The organism is Pseudomonas sp. TWP3-1, from assembly GCF_049896625.1.
Classification (GTDB): domain Bacteria; phylum Pseudomonadota; class Gammaproteobacteria; order Pseudomonadales; family Pseudomonadaceae; genus Aquipseudomonas.
The window spans coordinates 22,303-48,753 of record NZ_JAFCUQ010000016.1; the positions used below are offsets into that span (position 1 = coordinate 22,303).

Below are 26,451 nucleotides of genomic sequence, written 5' to 3' on the forward strand. Positions count from 1 at the left end.
GCGGTATATACATATATTAAAGATTCGCATTGTTGCTGGATTTGCTGCAAACCTATCAACTAATGGCGATGTATTGAATGCTGTTTCAACTTTATTCTGAATGCTCCTTTCAGAACAAGGTTGTTGAACATGGACGTTAAAAACAGTAAGTCGAAATTGTCAGAGATGACGCCCGCACAGCAGGGCGTTTTTTTTGAATTGTTTAAAAAACAGATTCCTGCCTGGGTGGTTGAATCATCGGACGCCGTTCGCGAAAGTCTGTATGAGAGCCTTAAGTCCAGTTACAAATCCCGCCATGCCGCGCTTGAACAATTCAACAAGCTGAAATCTCCGGAAAGCTTTTGCAAGCCCCTGCTGGCCAAGGCCATGGCTGACAAGCTGGGGGCACCGTTCGAGGTCGAGGGAGTAATCTTTCAGCATGTGCGCTCTACTTCCAGCCTGTTGGGGCTGCGCAAAAAGCTGGTATTGCCAATTGATCGGGATCTGTTGACGGCAGCCTGCGAAAACTTCGAGCTGGCGGAAACTTTGTCCGGTAACTATCACGAGAGCTCCTTGCTTTATATTCCTGAACGCGTGACCGGGCGATCCAATCAGGTTCTGTCGATGCAACCCCATGAGTTCGCCAGGCTCTGCCGGTATCTCGATCTGGGCAAGCAGTATCAAAACCACGTGCAGGCGTTTTTTGGCAGTGACAATCAAGCCGCGAGTTTGCAGGAAGTGTCTGTAGCCAGTTGCAGAGACCAGTTTGAAGTCGATCGGCATATTGCTTACATGCGCGGACATATAACTGCCGATGTTTACCAGATGCTTGAGTCGGTAAAGGACAAAGCGCCCTCGATCATGCTTGGCAGTAATACTCTCGGTTACCAGAGTCTTGAGTTATTGGGGGTGAGACTCAAAGGGCCTATGTTCATCGGTCCGGTGAGCGAACATGCCGACGAGGATTATCGTTGCGTCGTGTATGTGCCGGATGATCCGGAGCACCCATTGAAGGAATACCCGTCGTTCGTGAAGTTCGAACTTGAGTTGAGCCGGCGCCTGCGAGACTTCAATTTCCGCAGTTTTTTCATGGGTTTCATCAATCTGCAGGATCGCTCGAGCTTCCTTGCGGAGTTGGAGCTACGTCTGTTAAGCAACAATATAAGTCCCTTTCCTGTCACATCAAACTACGTGCCGCTGACAGGCGTCGATCTCGACGGTGACGCCAGGCTCGACCTGTTTCTGGCGATCTTCCAGCAGCGCGCAGCGCAGGTGATTGCCGACAGTCGATTGTTGGTGGTGCCGACTGACGACGAGGACGAAAAAACCCGCCTGGCCAGGCTGGAAACGTACAAAAGCATTGGACTGAACACGGTGTTGTTCTTTGCGTCCTTCCTGCCTGTGCTCGGGCTGGTCATGTGTGCGGTTGCCGGGCTGCAGTTGCTCGGCAAGGTGTTCGAAGGCATCAATAGTTGGGCCCATGGCGATCAGGAGCATGCAACCGATTGCCTGTTCGACACCCTTGAGAATCTGATCCTGATGGCAGGCTTTGCCGCGGGCAGTGTTGCTGCGGGCAAGGCTTATAAGATCGTGCGTTCGTCGAGCTTCGTACAGGGACTCAGACGTGTGCCGTTTGATGCGCACTCGCACCGATTGTGGAATCCGGATATGGCGCCATACCGCTTGCGGGAAGCATTGCCGAGCGGTCTGGCCGCTAACGATCAGGGACTGGTCTGGCGTGGCGACAAGCGCTATCTGCCTTTGGGCCCGGACGCGTATGCCGTGCGTGAAATCGACGGTAGCGGATTATGGGAGGTGCGCAATCCGCAGTCACAAGAGCGTTATGCCCCGCAACTTGAGACCAACGGTGCAGGCGCCTGGCGTCACGACTCCGAACTGCCACACAATTGGAGTGCGCTTGCGCTGTTCCGCCGCCTGGGTTACCGCGAAGACATGGTTTCGGACACGCGGGCTTTGCAGATCATCGCGTCCAGCGGCATCGACGAGACGGCCATGCGGCAACAGTTCGTCGACCGCGGCAAACCCATGGCGATATTGACCGACTCAGTCAGACGCTTCCGTGCCGACGCTGACGTGTCAGCCTTCATGGAACAAATGGTCACGCCATTGTCCGCGCCACTGGCCGATGCCGACTTGCAGTTGTACCTGCTGACGGGAGCAGGGCGCTGGCCTGCGGACTTGGCGATCATTGTGACTGACATCGGCGGTGAAGAGGTCGCGCGCTATGGCGAGGGCAAAGCTCATCGGCGAGTGGAAATCAAACAGGATACGTTGCGCAAAGGCCAGTTCTACCCAGCGCTGTTGACTGCGCTCAACGAGGCGGAGCGCACGCGCTTGCTGGGCGCGGCCACCGTGGAGCTGAAAAACCAGACCACGCTGATGGGCAAGCACATCGCCGGGTTGGCACCGCGCATGCGCATGGCGTTGATGGAGCGCCTGTATCGGCGAGTCGATGTGTCAGCATTTTTTCGCAGCGAGCCGATCACCAAAGCGTTTCCGGGGCTGTCCGCCAGTGTCGCCGACGAACTGGTGCAACATGCCGATGTGCGTGAGTGGGAGCAACTGGAGTCTGACAAAGTCCCGCTGCGCCTGGCCGAAGAGGCGCGACGCTATCAACAGATCCAGCGGCTCAATCGCGCATACGAAGGACTGTATCTGGACGCCGCCAGCGGTCGCGATCCGGACATGCTGGTGCTCGACACGTTGACGCATTTGCCGGGGTGGCCCGGGGATGTATATACCGAAATTCTGGATTGGGGAGTGTATGCCGATCAACGCGCCACTGTCGGGCCGAGTGACGCCGCGTACAAGATTGTCATCGAAGCCTACGCCGAGCGTTATCAGGGCCTCGACACGCAGAACACCGTTGTATCGAGTCAGCCGGCCCGCACGCGTGCTAAATTTTTCCAGGCGCTATGGCAAAGCCTTCCCAAGCATGCTCGCAAAGCCATCGGCGTTGATGCGGACGCCGATGGCGCGGGGCTGCGCCAGAAAATCACGGCGCTGGCGTTACAGCGACGCGATGCATTTGCCAAGGTGCTGGGCGTGTCGGCCGCGCGCGCGGGCTACCGCTCGCCGATGGGCCTGGCGGATCGTCAGGTCGAACGACCCATTGTGCAGGGAACGCCGGGGCCGGATGCTGCAGCGCGTAAATCGTCGGCACAGATACGGCGCGCGAAGGAACTCTATCCGGCGCATTCAGCCGAGCAAATCGAACGCTTTGTCTCGACACTGGGCACTGACGAAGTGCTGGTTATCAGGACACTTGAGCGCATGCGCCAGGAATACCGGACACTGGTCGAAACCCTCGAGCGCTGGGTGCATCGCGATACCTGGTACCACGAGGACGATGGTAATCGACTCAAGGTGCCGCTCCACAGCAAGGCCCGTGCGGCGCGAACGATATTGAGCGCGTGGCGCAAGGAGACCCGCAGTTCGGCGCATTCGGATCACCTTTCATACACTTTGGCTCTTGATACGCTGCCCTTGGGGGATCTGCCGGTACTGATTGCCGATTTCGCTCACGTTGACGTACTGCAGTTGAGCGGAATTGGCGCCAGCGCCGGATTGAATACCTTTCTGCGCAATTTCACTCGTCTGCGCGTGTTGAATCTGTCAGGCAACGCGCTGACACGCATTCCGCAGGCCATTGCGGACATGCCTGGCCTGACGGGACTGGATCTAAGTAACAACCGGATCCGCCTGACCGAGCGATCCATGCAAGAACTCGGCGCCAAGACGCATCTGCATATGCTCAACCTCAGTTTGAATACGACGTTGGGGCACGCCCCGGCTGTCGCCGCAATGAGCAATTTGCGCCATCTCGATTTGCGCGAAACCGGTATCACCGAGTGGCCCGCGGACCTTGCCGGGCTTAGCCATCTGGAAACCCTGGATCTGCGCAACAACAAGATCGTGGAAATACCCGATTCCGTGTTCAAGTCCCGCACGGTGCTCAATCGCGGCACCAGTATCGATGGCAACCCTTTGTCCGAGGCCAGCCTGCGAGCAATCGCGGCTTATCAGCAAGCGCAGGGCATCAGCCTGGGCGTCATCACCACCGAATACCTCGCCACCGCGCGAATGGCCGCCGACCGAACAGGTACCGGTTGGGTCAGTGGCTTGCCCACCGTGCGGCTCGCCCGGGCACAGGAAGTATTGACATCGTTGTCGGACGATCCGGACTCAAGGGCATTTTTTGAAGTATTGATGCAATTGCGGGGCACTGCCGATTACACACGAACCCGTACACAACTGGTCGAAAGGGTCTGGAACGTTCTGGAGGCGGCCTGTGACGACGACAGCCTGCGCCGCGCGCTGTTTCGCATGGCCAGGATTGGCCGGGTCAGTGCCGTCAATGCGCCCGCGCTGTTCAGCGATCTGGAGGTCAGGGTGCTGTGCGCTCGGGCAATGGCGGCTGCCCGCACCGGAACGCAGTCGCTGGAAGGCGATCTGATCCGTCTGCTGCGTGGGCTGTTCCGATTGCAACAGGTGGATAAGCAAGCCTTGCTGGAAACGGCACGGCGCGCGCGGACAGAATCGCTGAGCTTTCACCAGGCACTGGATATCAGTCTGATCTACCGCGTCAGGCTGGCGCAGCGACTGCAACTGCCGGCGCAACCCCACGAGCTGAATGTACAGCTGGATGCCGAGGTCTCCGACGCGCAGATCGACAGCGCCTATCTGGAAGTGGTCAAGGCCGAGCAGACTTCGCAACTGAACGATTCGATCAGTCGGCAGGAATTCTGGGCCGAATATCTGTTTACTACACGCCGTGAAGCATTTGCCGAAATCCTCGATCGCAGCGCCCAGTCTTTCGCGCGGCTGGACGCTCAGGTCGAGCTGTCGCGCGAATCCGCTACGCAGCAAATGACGACGATTTTCGACAACTTCAGGAATGAGAGCCAGGAGCTGCGCAAGCAGTTGACCATCGCGGCGTTGAACCGCCATCCGGGGCTGACCTTGCCAGTCACTCCGAGGCCTAACCGATTGGAAGTAAGAGAAGGGTGAGTCTACGCCCCGAGTCCGTCGATACGGGCCCGGGGCGTTCGATCAACGGCGACGGAACAGCGGCAGCGGTTCGTCAGTGGCGGCCTGATAGGTCACCGAAAAATCCTTGAGGCTCTCAAGGGCGTCATACGGGTCTTTGTCCGCGCGCAAGGCGAAGGCATCGAAACCGCAGCGGCGCAGGTAAAACAACTGGTCACGCAACACATCACCAATCGCCCGCAGTTCGCCTTTGAAACCATAACGGTCACGCAGCAGACGGGCGTTGGAGTAGTTGCGACCGTCGGTGAAGGCCGGGAAGTTCAGGGCAATGACCTGAAACTCGTTGGCGTCTTCACCGATTTCTTCGGCTTCTTCATCGGCGTCCAGCCACACACCCAGGCCGCCATCACGGGCCTTGAGCATACGGCTGTGTTCGCGCCACAGCTGCAATGGCACGATCAGGTCGTCGCAGTTGCTGATCTCGTCGATGTTGAAATCCTTGGGCAGCAAGTGCCAGGTTTCGTCGACGACTTCGTTGTTCTTAATGATTCGCTGCATAGACGCGTTCCTTGAAGAGGTCGATGCCAATACGCTGGTAGGTGTCGATGAAGCGCTCGTCTTCGGTACGTTGCTCAACGTAGACATCGATCAGCTTCGAGATCACGTCAGGCATGGCGTCCTGAGCGAAAGACGGGCCGAGGATCTTGCCCAGGCTCGCGTCACGGCTGGCGCTGCCGCCGAGCGAAACCTGATAGAACTCTTCACCTTTCTTGTCCACCCCGAGGATGCCGATGTGGCCGACGTGGTGGTGACCGCAGGCGTTCATGCAACCGGAGATGTTCAGGTCGAGTTCACCGATGTCGAACAGGTAATCCAGGTCGTCGAAACGGCGCTGGATCGATTCGGCAATCGGGATCGATTTGGCGTTGGCCAGCGAGCAGAAATCACCGCCAGGGCAGCAGATGATGTCGGTCAGCAGGCCGATGTTCGGCGTGGCGAAACCACCTTCACGCAGCTCGCCCCACAGGGTGAACAACTGGCTCTGTTCGACGTCGGCAAGAATGATGTTCTGTTCGTGCGAAGTGCGCATTTGACCGAAGCTGTAACGGTCGGCCAGATCGGCCACGGCGTCGAGCTGCTTGTCAGTGATGTCGCCCGGCGCTACGCCGGTCGGCTTCAGCGACAAGGTTACGGCAACGTAACCCGGCTTCTTGTGCGCCAGGGTGTTGCGTGCGCGCCAGCGAGCGAAACCCGGATGCTCCTTGTCGAGTGCCGCCAGTTCGGCGTCTTGATTGCTCAGCGCCTTGTAATCCGGGTCGACGAAGTGCTTGGCGACGCGATGTACTTCGGCTTCGGTCAGGGTGGTCTGGCCGCCGCGCAGGTGTTGCATTTCGGCATCGACTTTCTGTGCGAACACTTCAGGCGTCAGCGCCTTGACGAGGATCTTGATCCGCGCCTTGTATTTGTTGTCGCGACGGCCATAGCGGTTATACACACGCAGGATGGCGTCGAGGTAGCTCAACAGATCTTGCCACGGCAGGAATTCGTTGATGAACGCGCCGATTACCGGGGTACGACCGAGGCCGCCACCGACCAGTACACGGAAGCCCAGTTCGCCAGCGGCGTTGTGTACCGGCTCAAGGCCGATGTCGTGGACTTCGATGGCTGCACGGTCGGAGGTCGAACCGTTGACGGCGATCTTGAATTTACGTGGCAGGTAGGCGAATTCCGGGTGGAACGTGGTCCACTGACGGACGATCTCGCACCATGGACGCGGGTCGATGACTTCATCGAACGCGACACCGGCGAACTGGTCGGTGGTGACGTTGCGCAGGCAGTTACCGCTGGTCTGGATCGCGTGCATCTGCACGGTGGCCAGTTCGGCAAGGATGTCCGGGATGTCTTCCAGCGCCGGCCAGTTGAACTGCACGTTCTGGCGGGTACTGATGTGCGCGTAGCCCTTGTCGTAGTCGCGGGCAATTTTGCCCATCATGCGCAACTGACGCGAGCTCAGTTGGCCGTAAGGCACAGCGACGCGCAACATCGGCGCGAAACGTTGAATGTACAGGCCATTCTGCAGGCGCAGGGGGCGGAATTCTTCTTCGCTCAGCTCGCCTGCCAGATAGCGTCGGGTCTGATCACGGAACTGCTTGACGCGGTCCTCGATGATCCGCTGATCGTACTCGTCGTATACGTACATATAAGTCCTGTTCTCAGGCTTGGGTCACTCGGAAGGGCGCTGCGTTTTCGTTTTGCCGGAGTCCGAAAGTGCCTCTGCAATTCTGCGCGCACGGCCGCGCACTCCCAACGGAGCCGGGGCAATATACCCGTTTGCAGTTATGCGCAAAAGTGATGTTTGAGTATATGGAAAGAACCAAATCGCCTAACGAGAACAGTTATTAACTAATCCACATTTGTAGTGCGGACAATCATCGTCTTAACTGTGCTCGAGTGTTACTGCAATCACCGATAAAACCGATAAGAGGCGATGCAATGAGCAATCCGACCAAAGCAAGGAAAAGCGATAGCAGCGTTGATGCCTGGGCGATTTTGTTCCTGATCATTCTGGTCGTGGGAACCGCCGTATTCTGGGTCAGTCACCAGTAAAACGACCCGTCCGGGCCCGCCTCCGAAGATTGTCGGACAAAAAGCGGGAACAAGCGTGAATGGCCGGGTTCTCGAGGGCTATACTGCGCGGCCATTTTTCCTTGGGCCCGGATGATTCATGTTCAAAATCTTGCACCTCAGTCTGCTGATGTTCGGCGCGGTTTTCGCAACCTGCGCGCGGGCGGAGTCGGTGCTGTTCCTCAATCCGGGTTCAACTCAGGAAGCCTTCTGGGTCAGCTATTCGCTATTCATGCAATCCGCCGCCCGGGATCTGGGGATTGATCTGCAAATCCTCTATTCGCAACGCCAACCCGAACTGACCCTGGCCCAGGCGCGCCTGGCACTTCAAGGCCCGAAGCGTCCGGATTATCTGGTGTTCGTCAATGAGCAATACGTGGCGCCGCAGATCCTGCGCATGGCCACCGACAGCGGCGTGAAGCTGTTTATGGTCAATGCGGCACTCACTGCCAATCAGCAAGCGCTGGTTGGCGAGCGTGCAGACCTCGTCGGCAGTTTGCTGCCCAACGACGAGGAGGGCGGTTACCTGATGATGAAGGAGTTGATCCGTCTGCATCCGCCGGTAGCACCGGGTGAGCGCATCGATCTGCTGGCCTTTTCCGGCCTGAAAATCACCCCGTCGGCGCAACTGCGCGAAAATGGCATGCAGCGCGCACTCGCCGAACATCCGCAAGTGCGTTTGCGCCAACTGGTTTACAGCGGCTGGACTCAGGACCGCGCCTATGAACAGGCGAAGTTGCTGCGCGTGCGGTATCCGAAAGCGTCACTGGTGTGGTCGGCCAACGACGAGATGGCGTTCGGCGCGATGCGCGCGTTCTCTGAAATCGGCAAAGTACCGGGTAAGGACCTGCTGTTCAGCGCGGTCAACACTTCGCCCGCGGCGCTGCAGGCATTGGTCGACGGGCGCTTGAGCGTATTGGTTGGCGGGCATTTCACTTTGGGCGGTTGGGCGCTGGTGGAGTTGCATGATGCGCAGATGGGCGTCGATTTGAACAAATACGGCGGCCGCAACCGGCAGATCCCACTGCTGCAACTGATCGACAAAACCCAGGCGCGACAAATGCTGACCATGGGCGCCTCGCCGGATTACGGCGTGCACTTTAAAAAGCTGTCGGCGAAGGGCCGACCAGCGTCTTATCGCTACCCGTTCAACCTGCAAACCCTGATGCGCTAAACGCCTGCCAGATGAACCACCAGTTTGACGATGCCGAACAGCGTCAAGGCGAACACCGCCGTGAAGCCGATCCCAAGTAACAGAAAGTGGCTGGGTTTGCCGTGAGTGAAGTCCCTTGCCCGGTTTTTGCCGCTCTGCACCCCGAACGCCGCAGCCATCACGCTGTGCAGCATCTGCCAGAAGGTCGGCGGTTTGTTGTCGACTGGATCGTCCATAAATCCCTCGTCTGCGTGTGTGTCAGACAAGCATAGCCAACCTTCTGAAGAACACTGCAAAACCCCCGCAGGAGTGAGCCTGCTCACCCAAGATGTTGACTGACCCGACGCCATCGCTGGCAGGCCAGCTCCCACAGGAGGCTGTGCAGGATTCAGATTATGTGAACGACACAAACCTTGTGGGAGATTCTATGTTTGGGGGGAAGCCCCCAAACCTGTTTTTGACTGAGTCCATATCCGTTGCTGCGGTAACGGCTTCCTAGGGTTCCGCCCTGACGGCGGGTCACCTTTTTCAAACGCCAAAAAGGTAACCCAAAAGGCTTTACCCTGACGTTCGGCCCTCGCTGTGGCTCGGGTTCCTTCGCTCCGGGATTGATCCGGGGGCATCGCCTCCGGTTTGCTGCGCTGCACCTCCTCTCGATGTGTTTGGCTGCGCCAAACGGTCGCTGCGCTCCCCCCCCTGATCAATCCCTCCACTCAGCCTGCCGACGGGCGCTTGAGATCAAGAGCTGCATTCGAGCTAACGCTCATCGGGTTGAGTGGTTAGAAGCGAAGTGCGGTTCTCGGGTGGATATCAAACCTGTGGGAGCTGGCTTGCCAGCGATGAGGCCGTCACTCGCTACACAAATGATGACTGGCCCGACGCCATCGCTGGCAAGCCAGCTCCCACAGGGAAATACGCTGAGCTGGATTAGTTGTCGTAGCCGAGATTCGGCGCCAACCAGCGTTCAGTCACGCTCAACTCCTGACCTTTGCGCGATGTGTAGCTCGCGACCTGATCCTTGTCGACCTTGCCTACCGCAAAGTACTGCGCCTGCGGATGCGCGAAGTACCAGCCGCTGACTGCCGCCGCCGGGAACATTGCGTAGTGCTCGGTGAGGAACACGCCGCTACGACCGGCACGCATTTCCTCTGCTTCAGGATCGAGCAGCGCAAACAACGCAGCTTTCTCGGTGTGATCCGGGCAGGCCGGATAACCCGGAGCAGGGCGGATGCCGCTGTATTGCTCTTTGATCAGCGCGTCGTTGTCGAGCACTTCGTCCTTGGCGTAACCCCAGTGTTCTTTACGCACTTGCTGGTGCAGCCATTCGGCGCAGGCTTCGGCCAAACGGTCGGCGAGGGCCTTGACCATGATCGAGTTGTAATCGTCGCCAGCGTCCTGATAAGCCTTGGCGACTTCTTCGGCGCCAATGCCGGCGGTGGTGATGAAGCCGCCGACGTAGTCGGTGATTTCGCTGTCCTTCGGCGCGACGAAGTCGGCCAGCGAGAAATTCGGTTTGCCGTCGGTCTTGATGATCTGCTGACGCAGGTGATGCAGTTTGGCCAATGGCTTGCCGTCATCGCCATACAGTTCGATGTCGTCGTCATGCACCTGATTGGCCGGCCAGAAACCGAACACTGCGCGGGCGCTGATCAGTTTTTCGTCGATCAGTTTGGCCAGCATTTCCTGGGCATCAGCGTACAGCGCAGTGGCGGCTTCACCGACCACTTCGTCTTCAAGGATGCGCGGGAACTTGCCAGCCAGATCCCACGAGATGAAAAACGGCGTCCAGTCGATGTACTCGGCCAGCACCTTGAGATCGATATTGTCCAGCACGCGCGCGCCAGTGAAGGTCGGTTTGACCGGCGTGTAATTCGCCCAGTCGAACTGCGGCTTCTTGGCAATCGCCGCTGGATAGCTCAGGCGCTCGGTGCGCGCGCTGCGGTTGGCGGTGCGCTCACGTACTTCGACGTATTCGGCACGGGTGCGCTCGACGAAACCGGCCTTGAGCTCCTTGGACAGCAACTGGGTGGCCACGCCCACCGCGCGCGAGGCGTCGGTCACGTAAACCACGGCGTCGTTGCTGTACTTCGGTTCGATCTTCACCGCCGTGTGCGCTTTGGAAGTGGTCGCGCCGCCGATCATCAGGGGCAGGTGGAAGTCCTGACGCTGCATCTCGCGAGCTACGTGAACCATTTCATCCAGCGACGGGGTGATCAAACCAGAGAGGCCGATGATGTCGCACTTCTGTTCTTTGGCGACCTGCAGAATCTTTTCCGCCGGGACCATCACGCCGAGGTCGACGATGTCATAGCCGTTGCAACCCAGCACCACGCCGACAATGTTCTTGCCAATGTCGTGCACGTCACCTTTGACGGTGGCCATGAGAATCTTGCCCTTGGCTTCCGGCTTGTCGCCTTTTTCCAGTTCGATGAACGGGATCAAGTGCGCCACGGCCTGCTTCATCACGCGGGCGGATTTCACCACTTGCGGCAGGAACATTTTGCCGGCGCCGAACAGGTCGCCAACGATGTTCATGCCGGACATCAGCGGGCCTTCGATCACCTCGATCGGGCGGCTGAACGACTGGCGCGATTCTTCGGTGTCTTCAACGATGTGCGTGGTGATGCCTTTGACCAGCGCATGCTCCAGACGCTTGTTGACCTCCCAGCCACGCCATTCTTCGGTCTCGGCTTCCTTGACGCTGCCGTCACCCTTGTACTTGTCGGCGATGGCGAGGAGGGCGTCGGTGCCGTTCGGCGTGCGGTTGAGCACCACGTCTTCGACAGCGTCGCGCAGCTCGGTCGGGATCTGATCGTAGATCTCCAGCTGACCGGCGTTGACGATGCCCATGGTCAGGCCATTGCGGATCGCATACAGCAGGAACACCGAGTGAATCGCCTCACGCACCGGGTTGTTGCCACGGAACGAGAACGACACGTTGGACACGCCGCCCGACGTCAGCGCATACGGCAGTTCATCGCGGATGTAGGCGCAGGCGTTGATGAAGTCCACGGCGTAGTTGTTGTGTTCTTCGATGCCGGTGGCCACGGCGAAGATGTTCGGGTCGAAGATGATGTCTTCCGGCGGAAAGCCGACGTCGTTGACCAGGATGTCGTAAGAGCGTTTGCAGATTTCTTTCTTGCGCGCTTCGGTGTCGGCCTGGCCGGCTTCGTCGAACGCCATGACCACGACTGCGGCGCCGTAGCGCTTGCACAGTTTGGCGTGGTGGATGAATTGCTCGACGCCTTCTTTCATGCTGATCGAGTTGACGATGCCCTTGCCCTGAATGCATTTCAGGCCGGCTTCGATCACTTCCCATTTCGAGGAGTCGATCATGATCGGTACGCGGGAGATGTCCGGTTCACCGGCAATCAGATTGAGGAAGGTCACCATGGCCTTCTTCGAATCGAGCATCCCTTCGTCCATGTTGATGTCGATCACCTGCGCGCCGGCCTCGACCTGTTGCAGGGCGACTTCCAGCGCTTCGGTGTAGTTGTCTTCACGGATCAAACGGGCGAATTTCGCCGAGCCGGTGATGTTGGTGCGCTCGCCGACGTTGACGAACAGCGAGCTGCGATCGATGGTGAACGGCTCCAGACCGGCCAGGCGGCAGGCCTTGGGGATGTCGGGAATCTGCCGTGGCGCGTAACCGGCCACCGCTTTGGCGATGGCTTCGATGTGGCCCGGCGTGGTGCCGCAGCAGCCGCCGACGATGTTGAGGAATCCGCTCTGGGCGAATTCTTCGATAACTTTGGCGGTTTCCGACGGCAGTTCGTCGTACTCGCCGAATTCGTTCGGCAGGCCGGCGTTCGGGTGCGCGGAAACGTGAGTGCCGGCCTTGTCCGACAGCTCTTCCAGATACGGACGCAGCTCACGGGCGCCGAGTGCGCAGTTCAGGCCAACGGAAATCGGCTTGGCGTGCGCCACCGAGTTCCAGAATGCTTCGGTGGTCTGGCCCGACAGCGTGCGGCCTGAGGCGTCGGTGATGGTGCCGGAGATCATGATCGGCAGTTCGAAACCGACTTCCTCGAACACACCTTGCACGGCGAAGATCGCGGCTTTGGCGTTGAGGGTGTCGAAAATGGTTTCGATCAGGATCAGGTCGGCGCCGCCCTCGATCAGGCCTTTGGTGGCCTCGGTGTAGTTCTCCACCAGCTCATCAAAAGTGACGTTGCGGTAGCCGGGGTTGTTGACGTCCGGCGACAGCGAGCAGGTGCGGCTGGTCGGGCCGAGCACGCCGGCGACGAAGCGCGGCTTGTCCGGGTTCTCGGCGGTCTTGGCGTCGGCAACCTTGCGCGCCAGGCGTGCGCCTTCTACGTTCAGTTCGTAGGCCAGCTCTTCCATGCCGTAATCGGCCATGGAAATCCGCGTGGCGTTGAAGGTGTTGGTTTCAAGGATGTCGGCGCCGGCATCCAGATAGGCTTTTTCGATACCGCCGATCACGTCCGGACGAGTGATCACCAGCAGGTCGTTGTTGCCCTTGACGTCGCTCGGCCAGTCGGCGAAGCGTTTGCCGCGATAATCCTGCTCTTCGAGCTTATAGCTCTGGATCATCGTGCCCATGCCGCCGTCCAGAATCAGGATGCGCTCTTTGAGAGCTTGCTTGAGAGCTTGAAGACGGACGCTGCGATCGGACATTGGGACTACTCGAAAAGACCATGACGAAGGGCCGGGATCATAACAAACCTGTGCGCTTTTGGAGTATGTGGCTGGTTTGCATGAATATCGTTCATGTTGGTACGAGCGTCATAACGGTAGAATCGCGAACTTTTTTTCTCAACACCGGACCCGCCACATGTCGCACCGCATCATCAGCATTGCATTGCTGTTATTGAGCTGGGGCGCTGCGGCGCAAGATCTGGCTAGCTCGTCTGCGATTTCCTACACCCGCGATATTCAACCGATCTTCACCGAGAAGTGCGTGGCCTGCCATGCGTGCTACGACTCTGCCTGCCAGCTCAATCTGGGCAGCGGCGAAGGTGTGGCGCGCGGTGCGAGCAAGCTGCCGGTCTACGACGGTGAGCGCACGCAAGCGGCGCCGACCACCCGACTGTTCTATGACGCTTTCGGCAAGCGTGCCTGGCAACAGAAGGGCTTCTATTCGGTGCTCGATGCTCAGGGCAGCCAGGCAAACCTGATGGCGCGCATGTTGGAACTTGGTCACAACAGCCCGTTGCAGCCCAATGCCAAACTCCCGCCAGAGATCGTGCTGGGACTCAATCGCGCCAATACCTGTGCAATGCCGGGCGAGTTCGAGGGTTATGCGGGCGCTCATCCGAAGGAGGGCATGCCGCTGGCGGTCACCGGTCTGACCGATCAGCAATACCAGACCCTGCAACGCTGGCTCGCCTCGGGTGCGCCGATCGATGAACAAGGCCTGGCGCCGAGCGCACAGGAAGCACTGCAGATCGTGCAATGGGAAAATCTGCTGAACCGCCCCGGTGCGCGGGAAAGTCTGGTCGGACGCTGGTTGTTCGAGCACTTGTATCTGGCCCATATCTACTTCAAGGACGGCGAGCCGGGGCATTACTTTCAGTGGGTGCGCTCGCGCACGCCGAGCGGTCAGCCGATTGATCTGATCGCCACCCGCCGTCCGAACGACGATCCCGGCACGCAGGTTTACTACCGCTTGTGGCCGGTGCAGGGCGTGATCGTGCACAAAACCCACATCACCTATCCGCTCAGCGCGGCGAAGATGGCGCGGGTCAAGAGTCTGTTCTACAGCGGCAAATGGCAGGTCAACGCCTTGCCGGGTTACGGGCCGCAGAGCCGGGCCAATCCCTTTGCCACGTTTGAGGCGATTCCGGCGCAGGCGCGTTATCAGTTCATGCTCGATAACGCCGAATACTTCGTGCGCACCTTTATTCGCGGGCCGGTGTGTCGCGGGCAGATCGCAACCGATGTGATCCGCGACAATTTCTGGGCGCTGTTCCAGGCGCCCGAGCATGATCTGTACATCACTGACCCCAACTATCGCGGCCAAGCCACGCCGTTGCTGGCGATGCCGGGTCAGAACGACGATGTTGGCAGCGTTCTCGGCCTGTGGCGCGACTACCGTGACAAGCGCAACGAATACGAAGCCTTGCGCCGCGATAGTTACGCTGATCTGCCAGCTCCGGGGTGGTCGACGTTGTGGGCTGGAAACGACAACGCGCTGCTGAGCGTCTTCCGTCACTTCGACAGCGCTTCGGTGACCAAAGGTCTGATCGGCGACGTACCGCAGACGATGTGGCTGTTTGATTACCCGCTGCTTGAGCGCACCTATTACCAGTTGGCGGTCAATTTCGACGTGTTCGGCAATGTCTCGCATCAGGCGCAAACCCGCTTGTATTTCGACTTGATCCGCAATGGCGCCGAGCAGAATTTCCTGCGGCTGATGCCTGCCGATTCGCGCGATGACTACCTCAACGATTGGTACCAAAGTGGCGGTCAGTTCAAGATGTGGCTGGATTACGAAGCCATCGACGACGACAAACCGACCGGTCTGAAACTCAACGAAAACGACCCGAAACGTGATTTCGCCCTGCAGTTGCTGAACCGTTATGGCGACCTGAATGCGCGGCCCGACCCGATCAACCGTTGCGCAAACGCCTACTGCTCGCGGCCGAATATCGATCCGGCACTGCAAAACGCCGAGCAGGCGCTGAGCCGTCTGACTTCGCGTCCGGCCGCTGGCCTCAAGGTCATCGATCAACTGCCGGAAGCAAGCATGCTGCGCATCGAAACCCACAGCGGCAAACGCGAGGTGTACAGCCTGATGCGCAACCGCGCGCACAGCAACGTGGCGTTTTTGCTCGGCGAATCGCTGCGCTATCAACCGGGGCTGGACACCTTGACGATCTATCCGGGGGTGCTCAGCAGTTATCCGAATTTCATTTTCAACATCCCGGCGGATCAGGTGCCGGCGTTTGTCGATGCCATGGAAAGCGTTCGTGATCAGGCGCAGTTCGAACGCATCGTCGAGCGCTGGGGGATTCGCCGCAGTCATCCACAATTCTGGTTTTACTTCCACGACTTGAGTCAGTACATCCACGAAACCGAGCCGGTGGAAGAGGGTGTGCTGGACATGAACCGCTACGAGAATCTTTGATCTTTTGCACGAGGCCCGCTGTCCCACGTCCAGGCAACACCGCAAATCCCCCCTGTGGGAGCTAGCAGGCTAGCTCCTACATTGGATTTTTGGTGATTTTCGAGGAGTGGACGGGAGGGCAATCGATGTTGATTTCAGTGCAAGCCCTGCGTGCGCTCGCGGCCTGGACCGTGGTTTGCCATCACTTCATGCAGATTTTCTTCGACTTCAATGCGCGTGGGCCGATCGGCCAGTTGTTCATCGACAAAGGCGCGGTGGGCGTCGATATCTTCTTTGTCATCAGCGGGCTGGTGATTTTTCTGTCGACCGAAGGCAAAGCGCTGCCGCCGGCGCGTTTTCTGTTGTATCGACTGTTTCGCATCGTCCCGGCGTATTGGCTGTACACGCTGCTGATGGCGCTGCTGGTGGTGGTCGCCCAGCCGCTGTTGCCGGATCAGTCGGTGGACTGGAGTCACGTGCTGGCGTCGTTGCTATTTATTCCGACCGAGAATCCGGGGGGCTACGGGATTTATCCGACCCTGAATGTCGGCTGGACACTGAATTACGAAATGCTCTTTTACGTGCTGTTTGCCTGGGCGCTGTTGTTTCGCTTGCAGGTGCGGCTGTTGGTGGTGGCGGCGCTGTTGTTTGCGGTGTGTCAGGCGTGGACCGGGTTTGGCTGGGTCAGCGAGTTTTATCGCTCGGACATCGTTTATGAATTCTTGCTCGGGATCGGTATCGGTATGCTTTATCGCCGGGGCTGGATTGGCGCGGGGCTGTGGTTGCCGTTGATCGGGATTGGCGCAGCGTTGATCGCGATTTATCAGCTGCCACCAGCGCCGAGATTATTCAATTGGGGCGTGCCGAGCGCGGTGTTGGTCATGGCGTGTATTGCGCTGGAGCGTTACGTCGAAGGCAATCGGGTACTCAAACTGCTCGGTGATTGCTCGTATTCGGTGTACCTGATGCATGTGCTGGTATTGTCGGCCGGCGGATTTCTTGCCAGCCGTTATGCGATCAACCCATATTTGATGTTCGTTGTGTGTGCGCTGGCGATTGGTGTCGGTTCGTGGTTGAGCTATGAATGGGTGGAAAAACGCAGCTATCAGTGGCTTAAAGCCCGAGTCGACGACAAATCAGTGACTTAGGCGATTGCGAACTATTCCTACGTAAATACTAGGACTTTGTGCCGCGCGCCGATTGGCGTAAACTCCGCCCAAGCCTGCGAGGAGTTTCCATGACCGCTATTACCATTACTGACGCCGCCCACGATTACCTGGCCGATCTGCTCTCCAAGCAGAACACCCCAGGCATCGGCATCCGCGTCTTCATCACCCAGCCTGGCACCCAGTACGCCGAAACCTGCATTGCCTATTGCAAGCCGGGCGAAGAAAAACCTGAAGACACCGCGCTGGGGCTGAAAAGCTTCACCGCCTACATCGACAACTTCAGTGAAGCGTTTCTCGACGACGCGGTTGTCGATTACGCCACCGACCGCATGGGCGGCCAACTGACCATCAAGGCGCCAAACGCCAAAGTCCCGATGGTCAACGCCGACAGTCCGGTCAACGAGCGCATCAACTACTACCTGCAAACCGAGATCAATCCGGGGCTGGCCAGCCACGGCGGTCAGGTCAGCCTGATCGATGTGGTCGAAGACGGCATCGCCGTGTTGCAGTTCGGTGGCGGTTGCCAGGGCTGCGGCCAGGCTGACGTCACCTTGAAGGAAGGTATCGAGCGCACCTTGCTTGAGCGTATTCCGGAGCTCAAAGGCGTACGTGACGTGACTGACCACACGCAGAAAGAAAACGCCTACTACTAAGGCGTTCGCTGCGACCATAAAAAAACGGTGCTGTGGCGAGGGAGCTTGCTCCCGCTTGACTGCGAAGCAGTCACAATCCAGGCGATGCATTTTCCCGTGATGAATGCGCCGTCTGAATTTGGGATCGCTTCGCGATCCAGCGGGAGCAAGCTCCCTCGCCACAGTTGTTTTCAAGGTCTGTAAAGATGGGCATGCCCGGCACGATATAGCGACGACTCGCTGAAATGATCGCTGCCCAACACGCGACCGACCAGAATCAGCGCCGTACGTCGAAACCCTTTGGCTGCTACTTTCCCGGCGATATCGTCCAGCGTTCCCACCACCCAATCCTGATCCGGCCAAGTCGCCCGGTGAATCACCGCAATCGGGCAGTCAGCGCCGTAATGCGGGAGCAATTCAACCAGGATCTTCTCCAGATGATTGACCCCAAGATGAATCGCCATGGTCGCGCCATGCTGCGCCAGGCTGGCCAACTCTTCACCCGCCGGCATGGCAGTCTTGTCCGCATAGCGCGTCAGAATCACGCTCTGCGAAACATCCGGCAAGGTCAACTCAGCGCCCAATAACGCCGCGCAAGCCGCCGTGGCTGTCACCCCGGGAACGATCTCGAACGGGATCGATAACTCGCGCAAGTAGCGAATCTGCTCACCAATCGCGCCATACAGACTCGGATCACCCGAATGGACCCGCGCCACGTCCTGGCCCTTGGCATGCGCAATCTTGATCAGATCAATGATCTGCTCCAGATGCAGCTCCGCGCTGTTGACCACCGTTTCAGCCTGATGCCCTTCAAGCACCGCTTCGGGCACCAGCGAACCGGCATAGATGATCACCGGGCAATTGCGGATCAGCCGCTGGCCCTTGACGGTGATCAATTCCGGGTCGCCGGGGCCAGCGCCGATGAAGTAGACGGTCATCGTTGAATCCTGTGAATAGGGCGGAGAGACGCTGCACAAGCAGTCTTCAGATGAAGATTGCTCATGATCGAAAGCATGGATTATCGGGAATTTACGCTGCGCCAGCCAATGCCAGTGTTGCCTGCGCGTATTTTTGCCGGGAAATCAGCAGTTTTGCCGGGGCGCTGATTAGCTGTTCGGCGAGCGCCAAAGCGGCACTTTCCGCCACGCCGTAGCAGCCGGTGCGTTCAAAAGCGATTTGCGAATGGTGACTCAAGCGTTGCTGATAACTTGCAAGTTCCTCGCTGCTGAAATACAACAGCGGCAGCGCCAGTTGTGCCGCCAGTTCTTGAAGGCCAGGTTCATCGCGTTTCAGGTCGATGCTGGCCAAGGCTTTGACTGCGTCGAGTTCGATGCGATGGGCCTGCAAGGCCTGGTCAAGCAACGCGCGCAGCGTACTGGCCGGGCAGCCGCGCTGGCAGCCGAGGCCGACCACGAAGGTCGGCGCTGCGCGAGTTTCGGTCATGCGTGGTATTGACCTTGGCTCTTGCGCCGGAACAACCAGGCGCTGATCAGGCCCAGAGCCAGCCAGAACGCGACGTTGGTCAGTTGCGAGGCGATTTTGAACTGTGCTTCCAGTGCTTCCGGGGCGAGCATCGAATGCACTTCCGGTTGCGGCGCGCCGATCACGTGTGGCACTGCGAGGATCGCCACGCCAAGAACCTTCATCAACCAGGGACGGCTGAACGCGATCAGCGATAGACCGACAGCGGTGGACGCCGCGGTGCCGATCCACCACATCTGCCGCGAAGCCAGATCTGCCGCCGCAGTGCCCGGCAATTCAGGTGGCAGGCCCATGGTCGGCGCCAGCACGAAAGTCGCGTAACCGGCCAGACCCCAGAGCAAGCCCTGCGAAGTTTTGGTCGGCGCACGCAGGGTGTACAGACCGGCGAGCATCAGCGCGAAACCGACTGCAACCACCAGATTGCCGCCAGTGGTCGAAACCACGCGCTGCCAGCCGTCAGCCGGCTCCCAGGCTTCGCCATCGTGGGTGTGCGCGGCGGTGCCGGCGGCGTGTTCGTGAACCTCAGTCACAGTTTCGGACTTCTCGAAAGTCTCGGCCTGCAAAATTAGCGGCGAAACCCAGAAGCTTTGCAGCAGGGTGAGGAGCAGGGCGGCCAGCAGACCGGTGAAACCTGCGGTTTGCGCAATACGCTTGATCATGTCGTCAGGTCTCAGTGGCACGGGAACGCGGCGCTGTGGCGGGTATCGTGCGCGGCGTTGTGCACCGCTTCGATGTGCGAAAAACCGGCGAAGTAGACCAGGCACGCACCGAGGATCGACGCGAAGATCGCGGCCGTCAGGCGTTGGCTCAAGGTGTTGGTGCTGGCGAAACTCTTGTCAGTGCTGCCGCTGCTGCTGATGATCGACATGACGCGTCCCTCTGGAATGTCAGCGGGGTGACAGAGCGCGTGAAAACCCCTGCGAGCCGGGCACGCAGAGGTTCAAACAGCGCCCGCCCACCGCGGGTTGTTATGTTCAGTGGCGCAAAATGCGCACTGTGTGTTGCGGGCCGGTCTCCGGGCTCACGAGGGGTTGGCAGTTGGCCGACCTGCAAGCGTCACCTTCCCATGCCGATGGCACAGTGGATCTGACGCTTCGCTCGCTTACCGTTGCGGGGGCAGCACCGGACTGACATGGCTTTGGAGTAAAGCACATGATTCACCGGTTTCCCGTTTCACCCTGTGAAGGGCACCCGTAACAAGGTGTGTAGGAGAGCATGAGGGGGGGATTTTAGTCAATTGGATGGGGGCAGATCCGTTTTTTTGGTGATGGCGGATTAGGGGTCCGCCCTTACGGCGGGTCACCTTTTCCAAACGCCGGGATGCCGGCCCAGCGAAAAGGTAACCCAAAAGGCTTTGCCCTGACGTTCGGCCCTCGCTGTGGCTCGGGTTCCTTCGTTCCGGGATTGTTCCGGGGGCATCGCCTCCGGTTTGCTGCGCTGCACCTCCTCTCGATGTGTTTGGCTGCGCCAAACGGTCGCTACGCTCCCACCCCCGGATCAATCCCTCCACTCAGCCTGCCGACGGGCGCTCGATATCAAAAGCTTTACTCGAGCTAACGCTCATCGTTGAGTGGGGCGGCTTCGCCGCATGCGGCGTACGAGAATCACTACTGTGGGAGCTGGCTTGCCAGCGATGGCGGCCTGACAGCCGACCAATCTCTTGCGGATGTCCACACCCCCTGTAGCTGCCGAAGGCTGCGATCTTTTGATCTGGCTTTAGATTTTGATTTTGATCTCAGCCCCATCGGCAGGCCGAGCGTAGGCGTCCATCAGGGGTAGGCGCGCAGCGCCGTGCGGCGCAGCCGCATTCATCGAGAGGAGGTGCAGCGCAGCAAACCGGAGGCGATGCCCCTGATGGGCGCCGTAGCGAGGGAACACTGAGCCTAAGCGAGGTGCCGTACGTCAGGGAGAAGCCTTTTGGGTTACCTTTTTGGCGTTTGAAAAAGGTGACCCGCCGTAAGGGCGGAACCCTAAGAAGCCATCACCGCAGCAACGGATATGCTCACAAGACCAAAAAGCAACGCCCATTGACCCACAACCAACCCATGCGTAGCCTTGCCCCTTCGAGGTTCTTCGGCCCACGCCGAAGCTAAGAAGGGAACGCGGTCCAAGCCGCGGCTGCCCCCGCAACTGTGAACGGTGCTGTTCGCTGCCACGCCACTGCCAACTCTGCCGACAGAGCCAGCGGGAAGGCGCAGCGAATGCCAGGCCCAGTGCCTGAACACCGTCAGCCAGGAGACCTGCCTCGACACAGATTCTCAATTAAAACCGGGCGGGGTGATCCGGTGGCGAACTCTCCAGGCACGCACGCACGCTGCCGGTTCTCGTCCCGTATGCCCGCCACCTTGCCAAAGGGCATCCGATGAAAACACTGGCCAAACTCCCCGTCACCATCGTTACCGGTTTCCTCGGATCGGGCAAAACCACCTTGCTGCGGCACATGCTCGACAACGCGCAGGGCCGCCGTATCGCGGTGATCGTCAACGAGTTTGGCGAGCTGGGCATCGACGGTGAAATCCTCAAGCAATGCACCATCGGCTGTTCCGAGGAAGAAGCGGTCGGCCGCGTCTATGAACTGGCCAATGGCTGCCTGTGCTGCACGGTTCAGGAAGAATTCTTCCCGGTGATGCGCGAACTGGTTGCGCGTCGCGGCGACCTCGACCACATCCTCATTGAAACCTCGGGCCTGGCCCTGCCCAAACCACTGGTACAAGCCTTCCAGTGGCCGGAAATCCGCAGCGCCTGCACGGTGGATGCGGTGATTACCGTGGTCGACAGCCCGGCTGTGGCTGCCGGCACCTTCGCCGCGTTTCCGGATCAGGTCGATGCCCAGCGCAAACTCGATCCGAACCTCGATCACGAATCGCCGCTGCACGAATTGTTCGCCGACCAACTGGCCAGCGCCGACCTCGTCATCCTTAACAAGTGCGACCTGATCAACCCGGAAGACCTCGCTCGCGTGCGCCTGGAAGTCGCCGAAGAACTGCCGCCTGCGGTGAAGATCATCGAAGCCAGCAGTGGTCGCGTGCCACTCGACGTGTTGATCGGCCTCGGCGCCGGTTCCGAAGAACACATCGACAGCCGCCACAGCCATCACGACCATCACCACGGTGAAGGCGATGACGACCACGATGACCACGATCACGACGCCTTCGATTCGATCTCCATCGAACTGCCGCAAGCCGACGAAAGCCTGCTGCTCGACGCGTTGACGCAACTGGTGGTCAAGCACGGCATCCTGCGCGTGAAAGGTTTCGCTGCGATCCCGAACAAGCCGATGCGCCTGCTGATTCAGGGTGTGGGCACGCGTTTCGACAAGCACTTCGACCGTCAGTGGGGTGCCGATGAAGCGCGGGTTACGCGTCTGGTGTTGATCGGTCAGGAACTCGACGCCGCACAACTCGAAGCGCAATTGCGCGCCGCACTCAGCGTTTAAGCCATGCACCTGCTCAGGACCCAGCCCGGCGGATTCGTCTCGGATGACAACATTGCCGACCTCGGACAAACTCCCGCCGAACTGGTGATCCTGTGCAGCGGCGATTCCAGCCTGGCGCTGCTCGCCGAAGCCGCGCAGCAACTGCCGGAAGATTACCCGAGCGTGCGCCTGGCCAATCCGATGCAGGTGCAGAATCACGCCTCGGTCGATCTGTATGTCGACGAAGTATTGCGTCACGCCAAAGTCATTCTGATTTCGCTGCACGGCGGGATTGGTTATTGGCGTTACGGCGTCGAGCGTCTGGTCGAACTGTCCGAGCGCGGCGTGCAGGTGATTCTGGTGCCGGGCGATGACCGGCCCGATCCGGAACTCAGCGATCTGAGCACCGTTAATGCCGAGGATCGTGACCGGCTCTGGCAATTCTTGCGTCAGGGCGGCATGGGCAATGCGCTGGATTTCTTCCGGTGTATGGCCAACCTTTGGCTCGACCGCGATTACCCGTGGGGCGAGCCACAAACCCTGCCGCGCACGGCGATTTACCACCCACATAAAAGCACCGCCGCACTGAGTGACTGGCAAGCCGATTGGTTGCCGGAGCAACCGGTCGCGGCGGTGTTGTTTTATCGCTCGCATTTGCAGGCGGCGAACACGGCGTTCATTGATGTGTTCTGCCAGCACTTGCAGGCAGCGGGGCTTAATCCGCTGCCGATTGCCGTCGCCAGTCTGAAAGAGCCTGGCTGCCTGTCGGTGGTCGAGGACTGGCTGGATGAAGTCGAGGCCGGGGTGATTTTGAACACCACCGGGTTCGCCCAGTCCAGCCCGGAAGCGCCGCATCTGCGGCCGTTTCGTCGCAACATTCCGGTGATTCAGGCGATCTGTGCGCAGGACAACGAGCCCGGCTGGCGCGCCAGCGAGCAAGGCCTCGGCCCGCGTGATCTGGCGATGCACATTGCCTTGCCGGAGCTGGACGGGCGCATTATCAGCCGGCCGATCAGCTTCAAGGATCTGGCCTGGCGCAGCGAGCGCAGTCAATCGGATGTGGTCTGCTACCGCGCGCAACCCGAACGTATGGATTTCGTCGCGCAACTGGCGCGGCGCTGGATCGATCTGGCACGCGTGCCGAACGCAGAAAAACGCATCGCTTTGATCCTCGCCAACTACCCGACTCGTGATGGGCGGATTGGCAACGGCGTCGGGCTCGACACCCCGGCAGCCGCGCTGAATATTCTTCGTGCTTTGCAGGCTGAGGGCTATCCGCTGCCGAGCGAGTTGCCGGGCAGCGGCACTGAGTTGATTCAGCAATTGCTCGGCGGCGTCAGTAATGACCTCGATACTCTCGATCAGCGTCCATGCCAGCAAAGTCTGGCGATGGATGACTACCTGACAATGTTCAACGCCCTGCCCGAAGCCAATCGCGCGGCGGTGCTGGAACGCTGGGGCACGCCGCAAACCGATCCGATGTGTCGCGATGGACGGATGATGATCGCCGGTTTGCGCTTCGGCCTGACCTTCGTCGGCATTCAACCGGCACGTGGGTATCAGGTCGACCCGAGCGCGGTGTATCACGACCCTGATCTGGTGCCGCCGCACGCCTATCTGGCGTTCTATTTCTGGTTGCGCCAGACCTACGGCGCACACGGTGTGATCCACGTCGGCAAGCACGGCAACCTCGAATGGCTACCGGGCAAGGGCGTCGGCCTGTCGGAGAACTGTTGGCCGGACGCATTGCTCGGGCCGCTGCCGAACATCTATCCATTTATCGTCAACGATCCGGGCGAGGGCGCCCAGGCCAAACGCCGGACTCAGGCGGTGATCATCGATCACTTGATGCCGCCGCTGACCCGCGCCGAAACCTACGGCCCGCTGCGCAATCTGGAACTGTTGGCCGACGAATATTACGAAGCGCAACTGCTCGATCCACGCCGCGCCCGCGAATTGCAACGCGACATTCTGCAACTGGTGCGCGAGACGCAGATCGACCGTGAGTTGCAACTGGATGATGGCCTCGACAGTGACTCCGATGCGGCGATCTGGTTGCCGCGTCTGGACACGTATTTATGTGATCTGAAGGAATCGCAAATTCGCGATGGCTTGCACATCTTTGGTGAATCGCCGAGTGGGCGGTTGCGTATCGACACGTTGTTGGCGCTGCTGCGCATTCCGCGTGGCGACGGCAAGGGCGCGCAGTCGAGTTTGTTGCGTGCGTTGGCCAAGGGTTTTGAGCTGGGTTTTGATCCGTTGGATTATGCGTTGGCTGAGCCTTGGGTTGGGCCGCGGCCTCCGCTGTTGCAAGCGGTCAGCGAAGAACTCTGGCGCACCGCAGGCGATACCCGCGAACGTCTGGAATTGTTCGCCGCGCAATTGATCGAGCAGACACCGCCGCTCCCACAGGATGCGTGGTGGGCCGACGTTCGCGCAATCATCGATAGCCTGCGCGAAGTTGTTGCTCCACGCCTCGACGCCTGCGGCCCCGCCGAAATGCGCGGCCTGCTTGACGCACTCAGCGGTCGTTTCGTCCCCGCCGGCCCGAGCGGCGCGCCGAGTCGCGGTCGCCTCGACGTGCTGCCGACCGGACGCAATTTCTATTCGGTGGACGTACGCAATCTACCGACCACCACCGCGTGGCGCATCGGCTTCCAGTCGGCGACGCTGATTCTTGAGCGGCACTTGCAGGACCACGGCGATCACCTGCGCCAGCTCGGCCTCTCGGTGTGGGGCACGGCGACCATGCGCACCGGTGGCGACGACATCGCGCAGGCCATGGCGCTGATGGGCGTGCGCCCGGTGTGGGCCACCGGCAGCCAGCGTGTGGACGATTTCGAGATCCTGCCGCTGAGCCTGCTCGACCGCCCGCGCGTCGATGTCACGCTGCGGGTTTCGGGATTCTTCCGCGATGCCTTCGCCAACCTGATCCGCCTGTTCGACGCCGCCGTACAAGCGGTCGCCGAACTGGACGAACCGGACGACCTCAATCCGTTGGCCGCCAAAGTACGTGCCGAGCGTGTAGCGCTCCAGCAGTCAGGATTGGACGAAGAAGCCGCGCGACGTCAGGCCGGCTGGCGCATTTTCGGTGCCAAACCCGGTGCCTATGGCGCAGGTGTGCAGGGCGCCATCGACGGGCGCCTGTGGCAGAGCCGCGAAGATCTGGCCGAGGTTTACTTGAACTGGGGCGCCTACGCTTACGGCGGCTCCGACGAAGGCACCGCCGCCCGCGAACAGTTCGTCCAGCGCCTGAGCCAGGTGCAAGCTGTGTTGCAAAATCAGGACAACCGCGAACACGACCTGCTCGATTCCAACGATTACTACCAGTTCCAGGGCGGCATGCTTGCAGCGGTGGAAACCCTGCGCGGTGAAGCAGCTGCGAGTTATCACGGCGACCATAGCCAGCCGGATCTGCCGAAAATTCGCACCTTGAAAGAAGAACTGAACCGGGTGATCCGCTCGCGGGCGGCGAATCCGAAGTGGATCGACGGGGTCAAGCGCCACGGCTACAAAGGCGCGTTCGAGTTGGCGGCGACCGTGGATAACCTGTTCGCGTTCGACGCTACGACGCAGTTGATCGATGATCATCAATACGCGTTGTTGGCGGACGCGTATTTGCTCGACCCGGCGACCCGCGAGTTTGTGCGGGAGCATAATCCGCATGCGTTGCGCGATATGACTGAGCGGATGCTGGAGGCGCAGCAGCGCGGGATGTGGCAGGAACCGGGGGCCTATAAAGAGGCGCTGGAAAATCTGCTGTTGGATATAGAAGAGGATGGATGAGGGTTTTACCAGCGGACCCTCACCCCAGCCCTCTCCCGAAGGGAGAGGGGGCCGACCGAGTTGTTCCAAAAGGTACATCGACCTGAACGATCCAGCCGATTATGGATTCACAGCAAGTCGCTCAGGTCGAC

15 protein-coding genes and 2 riboswitches are annotated in these 26,451 nt (G+C 59.7%); of the genes, 7 read left to right on the top strand and 8 right to left on the bottom strand.

Annotation, left to right across the window (positions count from 1 at the left end; translation table 11 throughout):
- Window positions 1-225 precede the first annotated feature (225 nt).
- Entirely contained in the window at window positions 226-5,010 is a 4,785-nt protein-coding gene (locus tag ACP7BN_RS20465; RefSeq protein WP_426205834.1) for a dermonecrotic toxin domain-containing protein, read from the top strand.
- A gap of 42 nt (window positions 5,011-5,052) precedes the next feature.
- Here the strand turns inward: ACP7BN_RS20465 and ACP7BN_RS20470 are convergent, their stop codons facing one another.
- Window positions 5,053-5,547: a DUF934 domain-containing protein gene (locus tag ACP7BN_RS20470; RefSeq protein WP_420649159.1), complete on the bottom strand. Its 495-nt coding sequence runs from the start codon at window positions 5,545-5,547 to the stop codon at window positions 5,053-5,055.
- Complete coding sequence (locus tag ACP7BN_RS20475) at window positions 5,531-7,189, bottom strand: nitrite/sulfite reductase (RefSeq protein ID WP_426205835.1); 1,659 nt, start codon at window positions 7,187-7,189, stop codon at window positions 5,531-5,533. Before ACP7BN_RS20475 ends, ACP7BN_RS20470 begins: the two co-directional genes overlap by 17 nt.
- 525 nt (window positions 7,190-7,714) lie before the next feature.
- Between ACP7BN_RS20475 and ACP7BN_RS20480 the strand changes: the two genes are divergently transcribed.
- Complete coding sequence (locus ACP7BN_RS20480; RefSeq protein ID WP_426205836.1) at window positions 7,715-8,788, top strand: ABC transporter substrate-binding protein; 1,074 nt, start codon at window positions 7,715-7,717, stop codon at window positions 8,786-8,788.
- Here ACP7BN_RS20480 and ACP7BN_RS20485 read toward each other — a convergent pair.
- Window positions 8,785-9,003, bottom strand: a complete 219-nt coding sequence (locus ACP7BN_RS20485) for a DUF2970 domain-containing protein (RefSeq protein WP_420649156.1) — start codon at window positions 9,001-9,003, stop codon at window positions 8,785-8,787. The two genes, ACP7BN_RS20480 and ACP7BN_RS20485, sit on opposite strands and share 4 nt — an antisense overlap.
- A gap of 691 nt (window positions 9,004-9,694) precedes the next feature.
- Entirely contained in the window at window positions 9,695-13,405 is a 3,711-nt protein-coding gene (gene metH, locus ACP7BN_RS20490) for a methionine synthase (protein ID WP_426205837.1), read from the bottom strand.
- 157 nt (window positions 13,406-13,562) lie between these two features.
- Here metH and ACP7BN_RS20495 point away from each other — a divergent pair, with 157 nt between their 5' ends.
- From ACP7BN_RS20495 to nfuA, 3 genes are all read left to right on the top strand, one after another.
- Window positions 13,563-15,857 (top strand): fatty acid cis/trans isomerase, encoded by a 2,295-nt coding sequence (locus tag ACP7BN_RS20495; RefSeq protein ID WP_426205838.1) that lies wholly within the window; start codon window positions 13,563-13,565, stop codon window positions 15,855-15,857.
- A gap of 125 nt (window positions 15,858-15,982) precedes the next feature.
- Complete coding sequence (locus tag ACP7BN_RS20500; protein ID WP_426205839.1) at window positions 15,983-16,984, top strand: acyltransferase family protein; 1,002 nt, start codon at window positions 15,983-15,985, stop codon at window positions 16,982-16,984.
- An 89-nt stretch (window positions 16,985-17,073) separates the two neighbouring features.
- Window positions 17,074-17,658 (top strand): Fe-S biogenesis protein NfuA, encoded by a 585-nt coding sequence (nfuA, locus tag ACP7BN_RS20505; protein WP_420649152.1) that lies wholly within the window; start codon window positions 17,074-17,076, stop codon window positions 17,656-17,658.
- Between the two features lie 170 nt (window positions 17,659-17,828).
- On the opposite strand, the gene cobM is transcribed toward nfuA, so the two are convergent.
- The 4 genes from cobM to ACP7BN_RS20525 all read right to left on the bottom strand — a co-directional run bounded on the left by cobM (window position 17,829) and on the right by ACP7BN_RS20525 (window position 19,987).
- The gene (gene cobM / locus ACP7BN_RS20510) at window positions 17,829-18,575 is read right to left on the bottom strand and encodes a precorrin-4 C(11)-methyltransferase (RefSeq protein ID WP_426205840.1); all 747 of its coding nucleotides are present in this window, start codon (window positions 18,573-18,575) and stop codon (window positions 17,829-17,831) included.
- Window positions 18,576-18,666: 91 nt separating this feature from the next.
- Window positions 18,667-19,080, bottom strand: coding sequence for a cobalamin biosynthesis protein (locus ACP7BN_RS20515; RefSeq protein ID WP_420649150.1), 414 nt, complete (start codon window positions 19,078-19,080; stop codon window positions 18,667-18,669).
- Window positions 19,077-19,778: a CbtA family protein gene (locus ACP7BN_RS20520; protein WP_426205841.1), complete on the bottom strand. Its 702-nt coding sequence runs from the start codon at window positions 19,776-19,778 to the stop codon at window positions 19,077-19,079. The genes ACP7BN_RS20515 and ACP7BN_RS20520 overlap by 4 nt, the downstream gene beginning before the upstream one ends.
- Window positions 19,779-19,789: 11 nt before the next feature.
- Window positions 19,790-19,987, bottom strand: a complete 198-nt coding sequence (locus ACP7BN_RS20525; RefSeq protein WP_420649148.1) for a CbtB domain-containing protein — start codon at window positions 19,985-19,987, stop codon at window positions 19,790-19,792.
- Between the two features lie 121 nt (window positions 19,988-20,108).
- A riboswitch (cobalamin riboswitch) is annotated at window positions 20,109-20,329 on the bottom strand.
- An 839-nt stretch (window positions 20,330-21,168) separates the two neighbouring features.
- Window positions 21,169-21,381, top strand: a riboswitch (cobalamin riboswitch).
- 100 nt (window positions 21,382-21,481) lie between these two features.
- On the opposite strand from ACP7BN_RS20525, the gene cobW reads away from it, so the two are divergent.
- Window positions 21,482-22,555: a cobalamin biosynthesis protein CobW gene (cobW, locus tag ACP7BN_RS20530; protein WP_420649147.1), complete on the top strand. Its 1,074-nt coding sequence runs from the start codon at window positions 21,482-21,484 to the stop codon at window positions 22,553-22,555.
- Window positions 22,556-22,558: 3 nt separating this feature from the next.
- On the top strand, window positions 22,559-26,320 hold the full coding sequence (cobN, locus tag ACP7BN_RS20535; protein WP_426205842.1) for a cobaltochelatase subunit CobN: 3,762 nt from the start codon (window positions 22,559-22,561) through the stop codon (window positions 26,318-26,320).
- Window positions 26,321-26,451 lie beyond the last annotated feature (131 nt).